Source organism: Cereibacter azotoformans (assembly GCF_021391315.1).
Classification (GTDB): Bacteria; Pseudomonadota; Alphaproteobacteria; order Rhodobacterales; family Rhodobacteraceae; genus Cereibacter_A; species Cereibacter_A azotoformans.
The window spans coordinates 2303555-2316846 of the sequence record NZ_CP090021.1 but is presented as its reverse complement, the minus strand read 5'-3'; the positions used below and the strand labels follow the sequence as shown (position 1 = coordinate 2316846).

Sequence of the window (13292 nt, the reverse complement as noted above, 5' to 3'; positions counted from 1 at the left end):
GTGGGCGTTCAGCCCACCCTACCCACCCCGTAGGGTGCACCCCACCCGCGAAAGTCTCAGGAGGCCATCATGGCAAAGGCAAAGTTTGAACGTAACAAACCGCACGTCAACATCGGCACGATCGGCCACGTTGACCACGGCAAGACGACGCTGACGGCCGCGATCACGAAGTATTTCGGCGAGTTCCGGGCCTATGACCAGATCGACGGCGCGCCGGAAGAGCGGGCCCGCGGCATCACGATCTCGACCGCGCACGTGGAATACGAGTCGGAGTCGCGTCACTATGCGCACGTCGACTGCCCCGGCCACGCCGACTATGTGAAGAACATGATCACCGGCGCCGCGCAGATGGACGGCGCGATCCTCGTGGTGAACGCGGCCGACGGCCCGATGCCGCAGACGCGCGAGCACATCCTGCTCGGCCGTCAGGTGGGCATCCCCTACATGGTCGTCTACATGAACAAGGTCGACCAGGTGGACGATCCGGAACTTCTCGAACTGGTCGAGATGGAGATCCGTGAACTTCTGTCGTCCTACGACTACCCCGGCGACGACATTCCGATCATCAAGGGCTCGGCTCTGGCCGCGATGAACGGCACCGACAAGGAAATCGGCGAGGATTCGATCCGCGCGCTGATCGCGGCGGTGGACGAATACATCCCGACCCCGGCGCGCGCCGTGGACCAGCCGTTCCTGATGCCGGTCGAGGACGTGTTCTCGATCTCGGGCCGCGGCACCGTGGCCACCGGCCGGATCGAGCGTGGCGTGGTGAAGGTGGGTGAGGAACTCGAGATCGTCGGCATCCGCCCGTCGAAGAAGACGGTCTGCACCGGCGTCGAGATGTTCCGCAAGCTTCTGGACCAGGGCGAGGCGGGCGACAACGTGGGCCTTCTGCTGCGTGGCGTGGACCGCGACGGGATCGAGCGCGGCCAGGTGCTGTGCAAGCCCGGCTCGGTGAAGCCGCACACGAAGTTCGAGGCCGAGGCCTACATCCTGACGAAAGAGGAAGGCGGCCGTCACACGCCGTTCTTCGCGAACTACCGTCCGCAGTTCTACTTCCGCACGACCGACGTGACGGGCACGGTGGAACTGCCGGAAGGCACCGAGATGGTGATGCCGGGCGACAACCTGAAGTTCAACGTCGAACTGATCGCGCCGATCGCCATGGAAGAGAAGCTCCGCTTCGCCATCCGTGAAGGCGGCCGCACCGTCGGCGCCGGCGTCGTCTCGAAAATCATCGCGTAAACCGCAATTGGCAGAGGGGCGGGGGGACGACACCACGCCCCCCCGTTTCCCGCCAAGCCCGAGGGCATTGAAATGCAAGGTCAGACTATCCGCATCAGGCTGAAAGCCTTCGATTACCGGGTGCTGGACGCCAGCACCCAGGAAATCGTGAACACCGCCAAGCGGACCGGCGCGCAGGTGCGCGGCCCGATCCCGCTGCCGAACAAGATCGAGAAGTTCACCGTTCTCCGCGGTCCGCACATCGACAAGAAGTCGCGCGACCAGTGGGAGATCCGGACGCACAAGCGTCTTCTCGACATCGTCGATCCGACCCCGCAGACCGTGGACGCGCTGATGAAGCTCGACCTCGCGGCCGGCGTGGACATTCAGATCAAGGTTTGAGGGGTCCACGAAGATGCGCTCTGGTGTTATCGCCAAGAAGCTGGGCATGACCCGGCTGTTCCTCGAGGACGGGAAGCAGGTTCCCGTGACCGTCCTCCAACTCGATTCGCTTCAGGTCGTGGCGCAGCGCACGGCCGAGAAGGATGGCTACACCGCCGTCCAGCTCGGCGCGGGTGCGGCCAAGGCCAAGCGGACCTCGGCCGGCATGCGCGGCCACTTCGCGAAAGCGAACGTGGAGCCCAAGCGCAAGATCGCCGAATTCCGCGTCACGCCGGACTGCCTGATCGACGTGGGTGCCGAGATCACCGCTGACCACTACTTTGCGGGTCAGTTCGTGGACATCGCCGGCACCTCGATCGGTAAAGGTTTTGCCGGTGCGATGAAGCGGCACAACTTCGGCGGTCTGCGCGCCTCGCACGGCGTGTCGATCAGCCACCGTTCGCACGGGTCGACCGGCCAGTGCCAGGACCCCGGCAAGGTGTTCAAGGGCAAGAAGATGGCCGGCCACATGGGCGCTGCCCGTGTGACCACGCAGAACCTGCAGGTGGTGCGCACCGACAGCGACCGCGGCCTGATCATGGTGAAGGGCGCCGTTCCCGGTTCCAAGGGCGGCTGGGTCACCATCAAGGACGCCGTGAAGAAGCCGGTCCCGGAACAGGCGGTGCGCCCGGCGGCGATCCGCACGGCGGCCGTTGAGGAAACCTCCGTTGGAGGCGAAAGCAATGAAGGCTGAAGTCATCAAGCTGGACGCGAGCTCCGCGGGCTCGATTGAACTGGACGACGCGATCTTTGGCCTCGAGCCGCGCGCCGACATCCTGCACCGCGTGGTGCGCTGGCAGCGGGCGAAGGCCCAGGCCGGCACGCACTCGGTGCTCGGCAAGTCGGACGTGAGCTACTCGACCAAGAAGATCTATCGCCAGAAGGGCACCGGCGGCGCTCGCCACGGCTCCAAGAAGGCGCCGATCTTCCGTCACGGTGGCGTCTACAAGGGCCCGACCCCGCGCAGCCACGCCCACGACCTGAACAAGAAGTTCCGGGCGCTGGGTCTGAAGCACGCGCTCTCGTCGAAGGCCACGACCGGCAACCTGATCGTGATCGAGGACATCGCCATGTCCGAGGCCAAGACCGCCCTGCTCGCCAAGGCGGTGAAGGAACTCGGCTGGAAGCGCGTGCTCGTCATCGACGGCGCCGACATCAACGAGAACTTCGCCAAGGCCGCGCGCAACCTCGAGGGTATCGATGTGCTGCCGTCGATCGGGGCGAACGTCTATGACATCCTGAAGCGTGACACGCTCGTGATCACGAAGGCGGGTGTCGAAGCTCTGGAGGCTCGTCTGAAATGACCGCCAAACCCGAACACTACGATGTGATCCGCAAGCCCGTGATCACCGAGAAGGCGACCATGACCTCCGAGGCCAATGGCGTCGTCTTCGCGGTGGCGATGGACGCGACCAAGCCGCAGATCAAGGAAGCGGTCGAGTCGATCTTCAACGTCAAGGTGAAGGCGGTGAACACCACCATCACCAAGGGCAAGACGAAGAAGTTCAAGGGCCGCCCCGGCGTGCGCTCGGACCGCAAGAAGGCCTATGTGACGCTCGAGGAAGGAAACACCATCGACGTCTCGACCGGCCTCTGATAGAAGGCCTGCGAATCTCGCGGCCCCGGGTTTCCGGGGCCGTGATTTTTATCATCTGGGGATCTTCGGAGCCCTGTACCGGCCCCCGCAAGGGGGTCTCTAGCTGACGGAAGACAGGAAGCATGGCACTCAAGTCGTACAAACCGACGACGCCTGGCCAGCGTGGGCTGGTTCTGATCGACCGTTCGGAGCTGTGGAAAGGCCGTCCGGTCAAGACCCTCGTCGAGGGCCTGATCAAGACCGGTGGCCGGAACAACACCGGACGCGTCACGATGTGGCACAAGGGCGGCGGGGCGAAGCGTCTCTACCGCATCGTCGATTTCAAGCGTCGCAAGTTCGATGTTCCGGCCGTGGTCGAGCGCATCGAATATGACCCGAACCGGACCGCCTTCATTGCGCTGGTGCGCTACGAGGATGGCGAGCTTGCCTATATCCTCGCGCCGCAGCGACTCGCCGTGGGTGACAGCGTCATTGCCGGCGCCAAGACCGACGTGAAGCCGGGCAACGCGATGCCCTTCTCGGGCATGCCGATCGGCACGATCGTGCACAACGTCGAGCTGAAGCCGGGCAAGGGCGGGCAGCTGGCGCGCGCCGCCGGCACCTACGCGCAATTCGTGGGCCGCGATGGCGGCTATGCCCAGATCCGCCTCTCGTCGGGCGAACTGCGCATGGTGCGCCAGGAGTGCATGGCTACGGTTGGCGCGGTCTCGAACCCCGACAACTCGAACCAGAACTTCGGCAAGGCCGGCCGCATGCGGCACAAGGGCGTGCGCCCGACCGTCCGCGGCGTTGCGATGAACCCGATCGACCACCCGCACGGCGGCGGCGAAGGCCGGACCTCGGGCGGCCGTCACCCGGTCACCCCGTGGGGCAAGGGCACCAAGGGCAACCGCACGCGCAAGAGCAAGGCGTCGGACAAGCTGATTGTCCGCTCGCGGCACGCGAAGAAGAAAGGGCGCTAAGCCATGGCACGTTCTACCTGGAAAGGCCCCTTCGTCGACGGGTACCTGCTGAAGAAGGCAGAGAAGTCGCGCGAGTCGGGCAAGAACGAAGTGATCAAGATCTGGTCGCGTCGCTCCACCATCCTGCCGCAGTTCGTGGGCCTGACCTTCGGCGTCTACAACGGCAAGAAGCATGTCCCGGTCAATGTCACCGAGGAAATGATCGGCCAGAAGTTCGGTGAATATTCGCCGACCCGGACCTATTACGGTCACGCGGCCGACAAGAAAGCGAAGAGGAAGTAATCCATGGGCAAGGACAAGAACCCGCGCCGCGTGGGCGAAAACGAGGCTTTTGCCAAGGCGAAGATGCTGCGCACCTCGCCGCAGAAGCTGAACCTCGTCGCGGCCCTCATCCGTGGCAAGAAGGTCGAGAAGGCGATCGCCGACCTCACCTTCTCGAAGAAGCGCATCAGCCAGGACGTGCTGAAGTGCCTTCAGTCGGCCATCGCCAACGCCGAGAACAACCACGGCCTCGACGTGGACGAGCTCGTGGTCTCGGAAGCCTATTGCGGCAAGAACCTCGTGATGAAGCGCGGCCGTCCGCGTGCCCGCGGCCGGTTCGGCAAGATCATGAAACCGTTCAGCGAGCTCACGATCAAGGTGAAGCAAGTCGGGGAGACTGCGTAATGGGTCAGAAGGTCAATCCGATCGGCATGCGCCTCCAGGTCAACCGCACCTGGGACAGCCGCTGGTTCGCCGAGTCGAAGGACTACGGCAACCTGCTGCTGGAAGACCTCAAGATGCGCGAGTTCATCCACGACTACGCCAAGCAGGCCGGCGTGTCGAAGGTGATCATCGAGCGTCCGCACCGCAAGTGCCGCGTGACGATCCACACCGCGCGTCCCGGCGTGATCATCGGCAAGAAGGGCGCGGACATCGAGACGCTGCGCAAGAAGCTGGCGGCCTTCACCAAGTCCGAGCTTCACCTGAACATCGTCGAGATCCGCAAGCCGGAGCTTGATGCCCAGCTGGTGGCCGAGTCGATCGCCCAGCAGATGGAGCGTCGGGTGTCCTTCCGTCGCGCGATGAAGCGCGGCGTGCAGAACGCCATGCGCATCGGTGCGCTGGGGATCCGGGTCAATGTCGCGGGCCGTCTCGGCGGCGCCGAGATCGCCCGGACCGAATGGTATCGCGAAGGCCGCGTGCCGCTGCACACCCTTCGGGCCGATATCGACTATGCGACGTCGGAAGCCTCGACCCCCTACGGGATCATCGGGGTGAAGGTCTGGATCTTCAAGGGCGAGATCCTCGAGCACGATCCGCAGGCGCACGACCGCCGGCATTCGGAAGCTCAGGAAGGTGCCGCGCCGCGGCCGCCGCGTCGCGATCGCGAACGCGCGTAAGGGAGCAATAAGATGCTGCAACCGAAACGGACGAAGTTCCGCAAACAGCACAAGGGCCGTATCCACGGCGAGGCGAAGGGCGGGTTCCTCCTGAACTTCGGCGGCTTCGGCCTCAAGGCCACCGAGCCCGAGCGTGTGACCGCACGGCAGATCGAGGCGGCCCGCCGCGCGATCACCCGCCACATGAAGCGTCAGGGTCGGGTCTGGATCCGCATCTTCCCGGACACTCCGGTCACGTCGAAACCCACTGAAGTCCGGATGGGTAAGGGCAAGGGCTCGGTCGATTTCTGGGCGGCCAAGGTGAAGCCGGGCCGGATCATGTTCGAGATCGACGGTGTGTCCGAGACGATCGCCCGTGAGGCGCTGCGCCTCGGCGCGATGAAGCTGCCGATCACCACCCGGATCGTGGTGCGCGAGGACTGGTAAGTCCCCGCACCCCGGCAAGGAAGACGGGCCCCCGGATGCACGTGCATCCGGGGGCCTTTTCATGAGGATTGGTCGGCTGCGAATCTTTTGCTTGCCCTTCGGGCCGCGCTCCTGTAGCAGGCTGCATCCTGCGGATTCCGGGCGACCGGATTCGCGGATTTGTCATTGATCCACCAGGCTCAAGGTGACCCTGCACAACGGTCGGGGGCCCTCTGGTGAGTGAAGAAAGGAACCGGCGATGAACGCCCAGGAACTGCGGTCCAAGACCCCGGACCAGCTCCGCGACCAGCTCGTGGCGCTGAAGAAGGAAGCCTTCAACCTCCGCTTCCAGCAGGCCACCGGCCAGCTCGAGAACACCGCCCGCATGCGCGCCGTCCGCCGTGACGTCGCCCGCATCAAGACGGTCCTGAACGAGATGGCCGCTTCGGCCGCTGCGAACTGAGAGGGAGGATTCCATGCCCAAACGCATCCTGCAAGGCACCGTGACCAGCGACAAGAACGAGCAGACCGTGACGGTCCTCGTCGAGCGTCGCTTCAAGCACCCGCTGCTGAAAAAGACGGTCCGCCTGTCGAAGAAATACCGGGCGCATGACCCGGAGAACCAGTTCAAGGTCGGCGACGTCGTCCGCATCGAGGAATGCGCGCCCATCTCGAAGACGAAGCGCTGGAAGGTCGTGACCGAAGCCGTAACGGCCTGAGGTTGACCTGCCTGCCTGAACGAAACCCTGGGGCCGTGGGATCTGACGGTCCCCAAAGGTCGGGAGAAACCAAATGATCCAGATGCAGACCAATCTGGATGTCGCTGACAACTCGGGCGCTCGCCGGGTTCAGTGCATCAAGGTTCTGGGTGGTTCCCACCGCCGCTACGCCAGCGTCGGCGACATCATCGTGGTGTCGGTCAAGGAAGCCATCCCGCGCGGTCGCGTGAAGAAGGGCGATGTCCGCAAGGCCGTCGTCGTGCGCACCGCCAAGGAAGTCCGTCGTGAGGATGGCACCACCATCCGCTTCGACCGCAACGCCGCCGTCATCCTGAACAACCAGGGCGAACCGGTCGGCACCCGTATCTTCGGGCCGGTCGTGCGTGAGCTGCGTGCCAAGAACTTCATGAAAATCATCTCGCTGGCGCCGGAGGTGCTCTGATGGCTGCGAAGCTGAAAAAGGGTGACCGCGTCGTCGTGCTGGCCGGCAAGGACAAGGGCAAGCAGGGCGAGATCACTTCGGTGATGCCGAAGGACAACAAGGCCGTGGTCGAAGGCGTGAACATCGCCATCCGTCACGCCAAGCAGACGCCGACCTCGCAGGGCGGCCGGATCGCCAAGGCGATGCCGATCGACCTCTCGAACCTCGCGCTTCTCGATGCCAACGGCAAGGCGACGCGCGTCGGCTTCCGCTTCGAGGGCGAGAAGAAGGTCCGCTACGCCAAGACCACGGGGGACGTCATCTGATGCTCGACCAGACCAACTACACCCCGCGGCTGAAGTCGCTCTATGCCAGCAACGTTCGCGCGGCGCTGAAAGAGCAGTTCAGCTACAAGAACGACATGCAGATCCCGCGTCTGGACAAGATCGTCCTGAACATGGGCGTCGGCGAGGCGGTCAAGGACACCAAGAAGGTGAAGACCGCCGCGGAAGAGCTGTCGATGATCGCCGGCCAGAAGGCCGTCATCACGCACGCCAAGAAGTCGATCGCCGGCTTCCGCGTGCGCGAGCTGATGCCGCTGGGCTGCAAGGTCACGCTGCGCGGCGACCGCATGTACGAATTCCTCGACCGTCTGATCACGATCGCGCTGCCCCGCGTCCGCGACTTCCGCGGCGTCAAGGGCAACTCGTTCGACGGGCGCGGCAACTACGCGATGGGCCTGAAAGAGCAGTTCGTGTTCCCCGAGATCAACTTCGACAAGGTCGACGAGGTTCTCGGCATGGACATCATCATCTGCACCACCGCGAAGACCGACGCGGAAGCGAAGGCGCTGTTGAAGCAGTTCAACATGCCGTTCGTCAGCTGATCGCGGGAGGGAGAAGAGAATGGCGAAGAAATCCATGATCGAACGCGAGATCAAGCGCGCGAAGATGGTGCAGCAATACGCTGCCAAGCGCGCCTCGCTGAAAGAGATCACCACCAACGCGGACCTGCCGATGGAGCAGCGCTTCAAGGCGCAGCTCAAGCTGGCGGAACTTCCGCGCAACTCGTCGGCCACGCGGATCCACAACCGCTGCCAGCTGACGGGCCGTCCGCATGCGTATTATCGCAAGCTGAAACTCTCGCGGATCATGCTGCGTGAACTGGCCTCGTTCGGCCAGATCCCCGGCATGGTGAAGTCGAGCTGGTAAGGAGATCGGGATATGTCTGTGAACGATCCGCTCGGCGATATGCTGACCCGCATCCGCAACGCGCAGCTGCGCGGCAAGTCGACTGTCTCGTCGCCGGCCTCGAAGCTGCGCGCCTGGGTGCTCGACGTGCTTCAGGCCGAGGGTTACATCCGCGGCTACGAGAAGAAGGAAACCGAGAACGGCCAGGGCGAACTGGTCATCTCGCTGAAGTACTTCGAGGGCACCCCGGTGATCCGCGAACTCAAGCGCGTCTCCAAGCCCGGCCGCCGTGTCTACATGGCGACCAAGGACCTGCCGAGCGTCCGCAACGGCCTCGGTGTGTCGATCATCTCCACGCCGAAAGGCGTCATGTCCGATGCGAGCGCCCGCTCCGCCAATGTTGGCGGCGAAGTGCTCTGCACCGTGTTCTGAGGAGGGTTCAATGTCTCGTATTGGCAAGAAACCCGTCCCGCTGCCGAAGGGCGTGACGGCCTCGATCTCGGGCCAGACCGTCGAGGTGAAGGGGCCGAAGGGCACCCGTACCTTCTCGGCGACCGACGACGTGACGATCGCGCTGGAAGAGGGCACGGTAAAGGTGACGCCGCGCGGCAGCTCCAAGCGCGCCCGCCAGCAGTGGGGCATGGTTCGGTCGCAGGTCGAGAACCTGGTGACCGGCGTGACCGCCGGCTTCAAGAAAGAGCTGGAGATCACCGGCGTGGGCTACCGCGCGCAGATGGCCGGCAACGTCCTGAAACTGTCGCTGGGCTACAGCCACGACGTGAACTTCGAGGTGCCGGCGGGCGTGACCGTCACCACCCCGAAGCAGACCGAGATCACCGTCGAGGGCATCGACCAGCAGCTGGTCGGCCAGGTGGCGGCGAACATCCGCGAGTGGCGGCGTCCCGAGCCCTACAAGGGCAAGGGCATCCGCTACAAGGACGAGTTCATCTTCCGCAAGGAAGGCAAGAAGAAGTAAGGGGCGCGACAATGGCGAACACGAAAAGAGAGCTGTTCCTCAAGCGCCGCCTGCGCGTCCGGAACAAACTGAAGGCCTCGGCGAACGGGCGGCTGCGGCTGTCCGTCCACCGCTCCAGCAAGAACATCAGCGCCCAGCTGATCGACGATGCCAATGGCGTGACGCTGGCCGCCGCCTCGACCCTCGAGAAGGGCCTGGGCTTCTTTGGCAAGAACAACGTCGAGGCGTCGGCGGCCGTGGGCCGCACGATCGCCGAACGGGCGAGGGCGGCCGGGATCGAGGAATGCTACTTCGACCGCGGCGGTTTCCTCTTTCACGGGAAGATCAAGGCCCTGGCCGACGCTGCCCGTGAAGGCGGCCTGAAGTTCTGAGGAGTAAGACGATGGCAGAAAGAGAGAACCGCCGGGACCGTCGCGACGATCGTTCGCGCGAGGAGACCCCGGAATTCGCCGATCGTCTGGTGGCGATCAACCGCGTGTCCAAGACCGTGAAGGGTGGCAAGCGCTTCGGCTTTGCGGCTCTGGTCGTGGTCGGTGACCAGCGCGGCCGCGTCGGCTTCGGCAAGGGCAAGGCCAAGGAAGTGCCCGAGGCGATCCGCAAGGCGACCGAGCAGGCCAAGCGGCAGATGATCCGCGTCGCTCTGCGTGACGGCCGGACCCTGCACCATGACCAGGAAGGCCGCCACGGCGCCGGCAAGGTCGTGATGCGTGCCGCCGTTCCCGGCACCGGCATCATCGCCGGCGGTCCGATGCGCGCCGTGTTCGAGATGCTCGGCATCCAGGACGTGGTCGCGAAGTCGATGGGCTCGCAGAACCCCTACAACATGATCCGTGCCACGATGGACGGGCTCAAGCGGGAATCCAGCCCCCGTCAGGTCGCGCAGCGTCGCGGCAAGAAGGTGGCCGAGATCCTGAAGAAGCCCGAAGCCGAAGTGGCGGAAGCGTAAGGAGTCCGCACCATGGCGAAAACGATCATCGTGAAGCAGGTCCGGTCGGCCGCGCGCCGTCCGGCCGTTCAGACCGCGGTCCTGAAGGGCCTCGGGCTGAACAAGATGCACCGGACCCGGGAACTGGAGGACACGCCGTCGATCCGCGGCATGGTCGCCAAGATCCCGCATCTGGTCGAGATCATCGAAGAGCGCGGCTGAGGCCGGGGCTCGCACGATCCGAGGGCGCGCGGGCTTGCACCGGGCGCCCTTAGCCCATATCAGGCGCGCGGGGAGGCGACTCTCCGTCCAACAACAAGAAACGCCGTGTTCCCTCCATCCGTCGCTGGCGGAGGGGTTCCGGCCAGGAGATAGCGACATGAAACTGAACGAACTCCGCGACAACGAAGGCGCAGCCCGCAAGAAGAAGCGCGTGGCGCGCGGCCCGGGCTCGGGCAAGGGCAAGACCGCCGGCCGCGGGATCAAGGGCCAGAAGTCGCGTTCGGGCGTGGCTCTGAACGGCTACGAAGGCGGCCAGATGCCGCTCTACCGGCGTCTGCCGAAGCGCGGCTTCTCGAAGCCGAACCGCAAGGAATATGCGGTGGTCAACCTCGGCCTGATCCAGAAGTTCGTCGACGCCGGCAAGCTGGACGCCAGCCAGCCGATCGACGAGAATGCGATCGTGGCCGCGGGCGTGACCTCGCACAAGCGTGACGGCATCCGCGTGCTGGCCAAGGGCGAGATCACCGCGAAGCTGACGCTCACCGTCGCCGGCGCCTCGAAGTCGGCGGTGGAAGCGGTGGAGAAGGCCGGCGGCTCGATCACGCTGACCGCTCCGGCTGCGGCGGCCAGCGCAGAATAAGGTTGTGACTGCGCCTCAGGGCGCATACATCACCTGCGAGTTTTCCCGCGCCGCCGACCCGGAGAACGGATCGGCGGCGCCGTCATGAAAGAGACCGGGCATGGCATCTGCTGCAGAGCAAATGGCGGCGAACCTGAGTTGGGGCGCCCTCGGCAAGGCCACCGACCTTCGCCAACGCATCTTCTTCACCATCGGCCTGCTGATGGTGTATCGCCTCGGCACCTACATTCCCGTTCCGGGGATCGACGGCTCGGCCCTGCGCGAGTTCATGGACACCGCGACCGCCGGCATCGGCGGCATGCTGAACATGTTCACCGGCGGCGCGATCAGCCGCATGGGCATCTTCGCGCTCGGCATCATGCCCTATATCTCGGCCTCGATCATCGTGCAGCTCATGGCCTCGATGGTGCCGAAGCTCGAGCAGCTCAAGAAAGAGGGCGAGCAGGGCCGCAAGAAGATCAACCAGTACACGCGCTACGGCACCGTGTTCCTTGCCACCTTCCAGGCCTGGGGCATCGCCATCAGCCTCGAGGCCGGCGATCTGGTCACCGATCCGGGGATGTTCTTCCGCGCCGCCTGCGTCATCACGCTGGTCGGCGGCACCATGTTCCTGATGTGGCTTGGCGAGCAGATCACCGCGCGCGGCATCGGCAACGGGATCTCCCTGATCATCTTCGTGGGGATCGTGGCCGAGATTCCGGCGGCCCTCGCGCAGTTCTTCAGCCAGGGACGCTCGGGCGCCATCAGCCCCGCGGTGATCGTGGGTGTGATCGTCATGGTCGTCGCCGTGATCGCCTTTGTGGTCTTCATGGAGCGGGCGCTCCGCAAGATCCACATCCAGTATCCGCGGCGTCAGGTCGGCATGAAGATCTACGACGGCGGCTCGTCGCACCTGCCGGTCAAGGTCAACCCGGCGGGCGTCATCCCGGCGATCTTCGCCTCGTCGCTCCTGTTGCTGCCGGTGACGATCTCGACCTTCTCCGGCGCCCAGACGGGTCCGGTGATGTCCACGATCCTCGCCTATTTCGGCCCGGGCCAGCCGCTCTACCTGCTGTTCTTCGCCGGCATGATCATCTTCTTCGCCTATTTCTACACGGCGAACGTGGCCTTCAAGGTCGATGATGTGGCCGAGAACCTCAAGAACCAGAACGGTTTCATTCCCGGCATCCGGCCGGGCAAGAAGACCGAGGAATATCTCGAATATGTCGTCAACCGGGTCCTCGTGCTGGGCTCGGCCTATCTTGCCGCGGTCTGTCTGCTGCCTGAGGTGCTGCGGGACCAGTTCGGCATCCCGTTCTATTTCGGGGGCACGTCGGTCCTGATCGTGGTGTCGGTCACGATGGACACGATCAACCAGGTTCAGTCGCATCTGCTCGCCCACCAGTATGAGGGTCTGATCGAGCGGTCGCAGCTGAGGGGGAGAAAACGGAACGGAGCGAAGACTCCGACCCGTCGTTGAGGGAAGAGTGATGGTGAATGTGATACTTCTGGGGCCGCCGGGTGCGGGCAAGGGCACGCAGGCCAAGCGGCTCGAGGAGAGCCGGGGGATGGTGCAGCTCTCGACGGGCGACATGCTGCGGGAGGCCAAGACCTCGGGCTCCGAGATGGGCCGCAGGGCGGCCGAGGTGATGGACCGGGGCGAGCTTGTCACCGATGACATCGTGATCGGCCTGATTCGCGAGAAGCTGCAGTCTCCGGCCGCCGGCGGTTTCATCTTCGACGGGTTTCCGCGGACGCTGAAGCAGGCGGATGCCCTCGGCGAGTTGCTGGCCCAGATGGGGCAGGGGCTCGATGCGGTGATCGAGATGCAGGTGGACGATGCGGCCCTGGTGGCGCGCATCACCGGCCGCTACTCCTGCGGAAACTGCGGGGCGGTCTATCACGACGAGACGAAGCCGACCAAGGTCGAGGGCGTCTGCGATGTCTGCGGCTCGACGGACCTGCGGCGGCGGGCGGATGACACGGCCGAGGCGCTCTCGAAGCGGCTGATGGAATATTACAAGAAGACCTCGCCGCTCATCGGCTATTACTATGCCAAGGGTCAGCTCTCGACCGTGGACGGTCTGGCCGAGATGGACGAGGTGACGGCTGCGATCGCAAAGGTCCTTGACAAGCGCGATTGAAGTGGCTTCAGGTCTTGACGGCCGGAGCAAAACCCCATAGATCACGGCGTCCCGCAAGGGAATCG

At 64.6% G+C, this 13292-nt stretch carries 24 protein-coding genes; all 24 read left to right on the top strand.

Annotated features, from left to right (window positions below; all coding sequences use genetic code 11):
* Positions 1–69: 69 nt before the first annotated feature.
* The 24 genes from tuf to LV780_RS11510 all read left to right on the top strand — a co-directional run bounded on the left by tuf (position 70) and on the right by LV780_RS11510 (position 13227).
* Entirely contained in the window at positions 70–1245 is a 1176-nt protein-coding gene (gene tuf, locus LV780_RS11625) for an elongation factor Tu (protein WP_011909488.1), read from the top strand.
* A 72-nt stretch (positions 1246–1317) separates the two neighbouring features.
* A complete protein-coding gene (gene rpsJ / locus LV780_RS11620) occupies positions 1318–1626 on the top strand; it encodes a 30S ribosomal protein S10 (RefSeq protein ID WP_002722490.1) in 309 nt (102 codons plus the stop codon).
* A gap of 13 nt (positions 1627–1639) precedes the next feature.
* Positions 1640–2359 (top strand): 50S ribosomal protein L3, encoded by a 720-nt coding sequence (rplC, locus tag LV780_RS11615; RefSeq protein ID WP_011909487.1) that lies wholly within the window; start codon positions 1640–1642, stop codon positions 2357–2359.
* Positions 2349–2969 carry a 50S ribosomal protein L4 gene (rplD, locus tag LV780_RS11610; RefSeq protein WP_011909486.1) on the top strand — a complete coding sequence of 207 codons (621 nt, stop codon included), beginning with the start codon at positions 2349–2351 and terminating at the stop codon, positions 2967–2969. Before rplC ends, rplD begins: the two co-directional genes overlap by 11 nt.
* Positions 2966–3262, top strand: coding sequence for a 50S ribosomal protein L23 (locus tag LV780_RS11605; protein ID WP_101340203.1), 297 nt, complete (start codon positions 2966–2968; stop codon positions 3260–3262). Before rplD ends, LV780_RS11605 begins: the two co-directional genes overlap by 4 nt.
* Before the next feature lie 122 nt (positions 3263–3384).
* Entirely contained in the window at positions 3385–4224 is an 840-nt protein-coding gene (gene rplB / locus LV780_RS11600) for a 50S ribosomal protein L2 (protein WP_011909484.1), read from the top strand.
* Positions 4225–4227: 3 nt separating this feature from the next.
* A complete protein-coding gene (gene rpsS, locus LV780_RS11595) occupies positions 4228–4506 on the top strand; it encodes a 30S ribosomal protein S19 (protein WP_002722496.1) in 279 nt (92 codons plus the stop codon).
* A gap of 3 nt (positions 4507–4509) precedes the next feature.
* Positions 4510–4890, top strand: coding sequence for a 50S ribosomal protein L22 (rplV, locus tag LV780_RS11590; protein ID WP_011909483.1), 381 nt, complete (start codon positions 4510–4512; stop codon positions 4888–4890).
* Positions 4890–5606 (top strand): 30S ribosomal protein S3, encoded by a 717-nt coding sequence (gene rpsC / locus LV780_RS11585; protein ID WP_011909482.1) that lies wholly within the window; start codon positions 4890–4892, stop codon positions 5604–5606. The genes rplV and rpsC overlap by 1 nt, the downstream gene beginning before the upstream one ends.
* 12 nt (positions 5607–5618) lie before the next feature.
* Positions 5619–6032, top strand: a complete 414-nt coding sequence (gene rplP, locus LV780_RS11580; protein ID WP_011909481.1) for a 50S ribosomal protein L16 — start codon at positions 5619–5621, stop codon at positions 6030–6032.
* Between the two features lie 238 nt (positions 6033–6270).
* Entirely contained in the window at positions 6271–6474 is a 204-nt protein-coding gene (gene rpmC, locus LV780_RS11575; RefSeq protein ID WP_011909480.1) for a 50S ribosomal protein L29, read from the top strand.
* 13 nt (positions 6475–6487) lie between these two features.
* Positions 6488–6730: a 30S ribosomal protein S17 gene (rpsQ, locus tag LV780_RS11570; RefSeq protein WP_011909479.1), complete on the top strand. Its 243-nt coding sequence runs from the start codon at positions 6488–6490 to the stop codon at positions 6728–6730.
* A 73-nt stretch (positions 6731–6803) separates the two neighbouring features.
* Entirely contained in the window at positions 6804–7172 is a 369-nt protein-coding gene (gene rplN, locus LV780_RS11565) for a 50S ribosomal protein L14 (RefSeq protein WP_002722508.1), read from the top strand.
* Positions 7172–7477, top strand: a complete 306-nt coding sequence (gene rplX, locus LV780_RS11560) for a 50S ribosomal protein L24 (protein WP_011909478.1) — start codon at positions 7172–7174, stop codon at positions 7475–7477. The genes rplN and rplX overlap by 1 nt, the downstream gene beginning before the upstream one ends.
* On the top strand, positions 7477–8037 hold the full coding sequence (gene rplE, locus LV780_RS11555; protein ID WP_011909477.1) for a 50S ribosomal protein L5: 561 nt from the start codon (positions 7477–7479) through the stop codon (positions 8035–8037). Before rplX ends, rplE begins: the two co-directional genes overlap by 1 nt.
* A 19-nt stretch (positions 8038–8056) precedes the next feature.
* Positions 8057–8362, top strand: coding sequence for a 30S ribosomal protein S14 (gene rpsN / locus LV780_RS11550; RefSeq protein ID WP_002722514.1), 306 nt, complete (start codon positions 8057–8059; stop codon positions 8360–8362).
* A gap of 12 nt (positions 8363–8374) precedes the next feature.
* Positions 8375–8773, top strand: a complete 399-nt coding sequence (gene rpsH / locus LV780_RS11545; protein ID WP_011909476.1) for a 30S ribosomal protein S8 — start codon at positions 8375–8377, stop codon at positions 8771–8773.
* 10 nt (positions 8774–8783) lie between these two features.
* Positions 8784–9317 (top strand): 50S ribosomal protein L6, encoded by a 534-nt coding sequence (gene rplF, locus LV780_RS11540; protein WP_108220954.1) that lies wholly within the window; start codon positions 8784–8786, stop codon positions 9315–9317.
* Positions 9318–9328: 11 nt separating this feature from the next.
* A complete protein-coding gene (gene rplR / locus LV780_RS11535) occupies positions 9329–9688 on the top strand; it encodes a 50S ribosomal protein L18 (protein WP_108220955.1) in 360 nt (119 codons plus the stop codon).
* An 11-nt stretch (positions 9689–9699) separates the two neighbouring features.
* Positions 9700–10263 carry a 30S ribosomal protein S5 gene (gene rpsE, locus LV780_RS11530; protein ID WP_011909473.1) on the top strand — a complete coding sequence of 188 codons (564 nt, stop codon included), beginning with the start codon at positions 9700–9702 and terminating at the stop codon, positions 10261–10263.
* A gap of 12 nt (positions 10264–10275) precedes the next feature.
* The gene (gene rpmD / locus LV780_RS11525; RefSeq protein ID WP_002722524.1) at positions 10276–10464 is read left to right on the top strand and encodes a 50S ribosomal protein L30; all 189 of its coding nucleotides are present in this window, start codon (positions 10276–10278) and stop codon (positions 10462–10464) included.
* Positions 10465–10621: 157 nt separating this feature from the next.
* Positions 10622–11104: a 50S ribosomal protein L15 gene (rplO, locus tag LV780_RS11520; RefSeq protein WP_011909472.1), complete on the top strand. Its 483-nt coding sequence runs from the start codon at positions 10622–10624 to the stop codon at positions 11102–11104.
* A gap of 100 nt (positions 11105–11204) precedes the next feature.
* Positions 11205–12563: a preprotein translocase subunit SecY gene (gene secY, locus LV780_RS11515; RefSeq protein ID WP_108220956.1), complete on the top strand. Its 1359-nt coding sequence runs from the start codon at positions 11205–11207 to the stop codon at positions 12561–12563.
* Positions 12564–12573: 10 nt separating this feature from the next.
* Positions 12574–13227, top strand: coding sequence for an adenylate kinase (locus LV780_RS11510; RefSeq protein WP_011909470.1), 654 nt, complete (start codon positions 12574–12576; stop codon positions 13225–13227).
* Positions 13228–13292 lie beyond the last annotated feature (65 nt).

Excerpts from the sequence above, each read along its gene's own strand:
- tuf (WP_011909488.1), top strand. The coding sequence starts at position 70 with ATGGCAAAGGCAAAGTTTGAACGTAACAAACCGCACGTCAACATCGGC.
- rpsJ (WP_002722490.1), top strand. The coding sequence starts at position 1,318 with ATGCAAGGTCAGACTATCCGCATCAGGCTGAAAGCCTTCGATTACCGG.
- rplC (WP_011909487.1), top strand. The coding sequence starts at position 1,640 with ATGCGCTCTGGTGTTATCGCCAAGAAGCTGGGCATGACCCGGCTGTTC.
- rplD (WP_011909486.1), top strand. The coding sequence starts at position 2,349 with ATGAAGGCTGAAGTCATCAAGCTGGACGCGAGCTCCGCGGGCTCGATT.
- LV780_RS11605 (WP_101340203.1), top strand. The coding sequence starts at position 2,966 with ATGACCGCCAAACCCGAACACTACGATGTGATCCGCAAGCCCGTGATC.
- rplB (WP_011909484.1), top strand. The coding sequence starts at position 3,385 with ATGGCACTCAAGTCGTACAAACCGACGACGCCTGGCCAGCGTGGGCTG.
- rpsS (WP_002722496.1), top strand. The coding sequence starts at position 4,228 with ATGGCACGTTCTACCTGGAAAGGCCCCTTCGTCGACGGGTACCTGCTG.
- rplV (WP_011909483.1), top strand. The coding sequence starts at position 4,510 with ATGGGCAAGGACAAGAACCCGCGCCGCGTGGGCGAAAACGAGGCTTTT.
- rpsC (WP_011909482.1), top strand. The coding sequence starts at position 4,890 with ATGGGTCAGAAGGTCAATCCGATCGGCATGCGCCTCCAGGTCAACCGC.
- rplP (WP_011909481.1), top strand. The coding sequence starts at position 5,619 with ATGCTGCAACCGAAACGGACGAAGTTCCGCAAACAGCACAAGGGCCGT.
- rpmC (WP_011909480.1), top strand. The coding sequence starts at position 6,271 with ATGAACGCCCAGGAACTGCGGTCCAAGACCCCGGACCAGCTCCGCGAC.
- rpsQ (WP_011909479.1), top strand. The coding sequence starts at position 6,488 with ATGCCCAAACGCATCCTGCAAGGCACCGTGACCAGCGACAAGAACGAG.
- rplN (WP_002722508.1), top strand. The coding sequence starts at position 6,804 with ATGATCCAGATGCAGACCAATCTGGATGTCGCTGACAACTCGGGCGCT.
- rplX (WP_011909478.1), top strand. The coding sequence starts at position 7,172 with ATGGCTGCGAAGCTGAAAAAGGGTGACCGCGTCGTCGTGCTGGCCGGC.
- rplE (WP_011909477.1), top strand. The coding sequence starts at position 7,477 with ATGCTCGACCAGACCAACTACACCCCGCGGCTGAAGTCGCTCTATGCC.
- rpsN (WP_002722514.1), top strand. The coding sequence starts at position 8,057 with ATGGCGAAGAAATCCATGATCGAACGCGAGATCAAGCGCGCGAAGATG.
- rpsH (WP_011909476.1), top strand. The coding sequence starts at position 8,375 with ATGTCTGTGAACGATCCGCTCGGCGATATGCTGACCCGCATCCGCAAC.
- rplF (WP_108220954.1), top strand. The coding sequence starts at position 8,784 with ATGTCTCGTATTGGCAAGAAACCCGTCCCGCTGCCGAAGGGCGTGACG.
- rplR (WP_108220955.1), top strand. The coding sequence starts at position 9,329 with ATGGCGAACACGAAAAGAGAGCTGTTCCTCAAGCGCCGCCTGCGCGTC.
- rpsE (WP_011909473.1), top strand. The coding sequence starts at position 9,700 with ATGGCAGAAAGAGAGAACCGCCGGGACCGTCGCGACGATCGTTCGCGC.
- rpmD (WP_002722524.1), top strand. The coding sequence starts at position 10,276 with ATGGCGAAAACGATCATCGTGAAGCAGGTCCGGTCGGCCGCGCGCCGT.
- rplO (WP_011909472.1), top strand. The coding sequence starts at position 10,622 with ATGAAACTGAACGAACTCCGCGACAACGAAGGCGCAGCCCGCAAGAAG.
- secY (WP_108220956.1), top strand. The coding sequence starts at position 11,205 with ATGGCATCTGCTGCAGAGCAAATGGCGGCGAACCTGAGTTGGGGCGCC.
- LV780_RS11510 (WP_011909470.1), top strand. The coding sequence starts at position 12,574 with ATGGTGAATGTGATACTTCTGGGGCCGCCGGGTGCGGGCAAGGGCACG.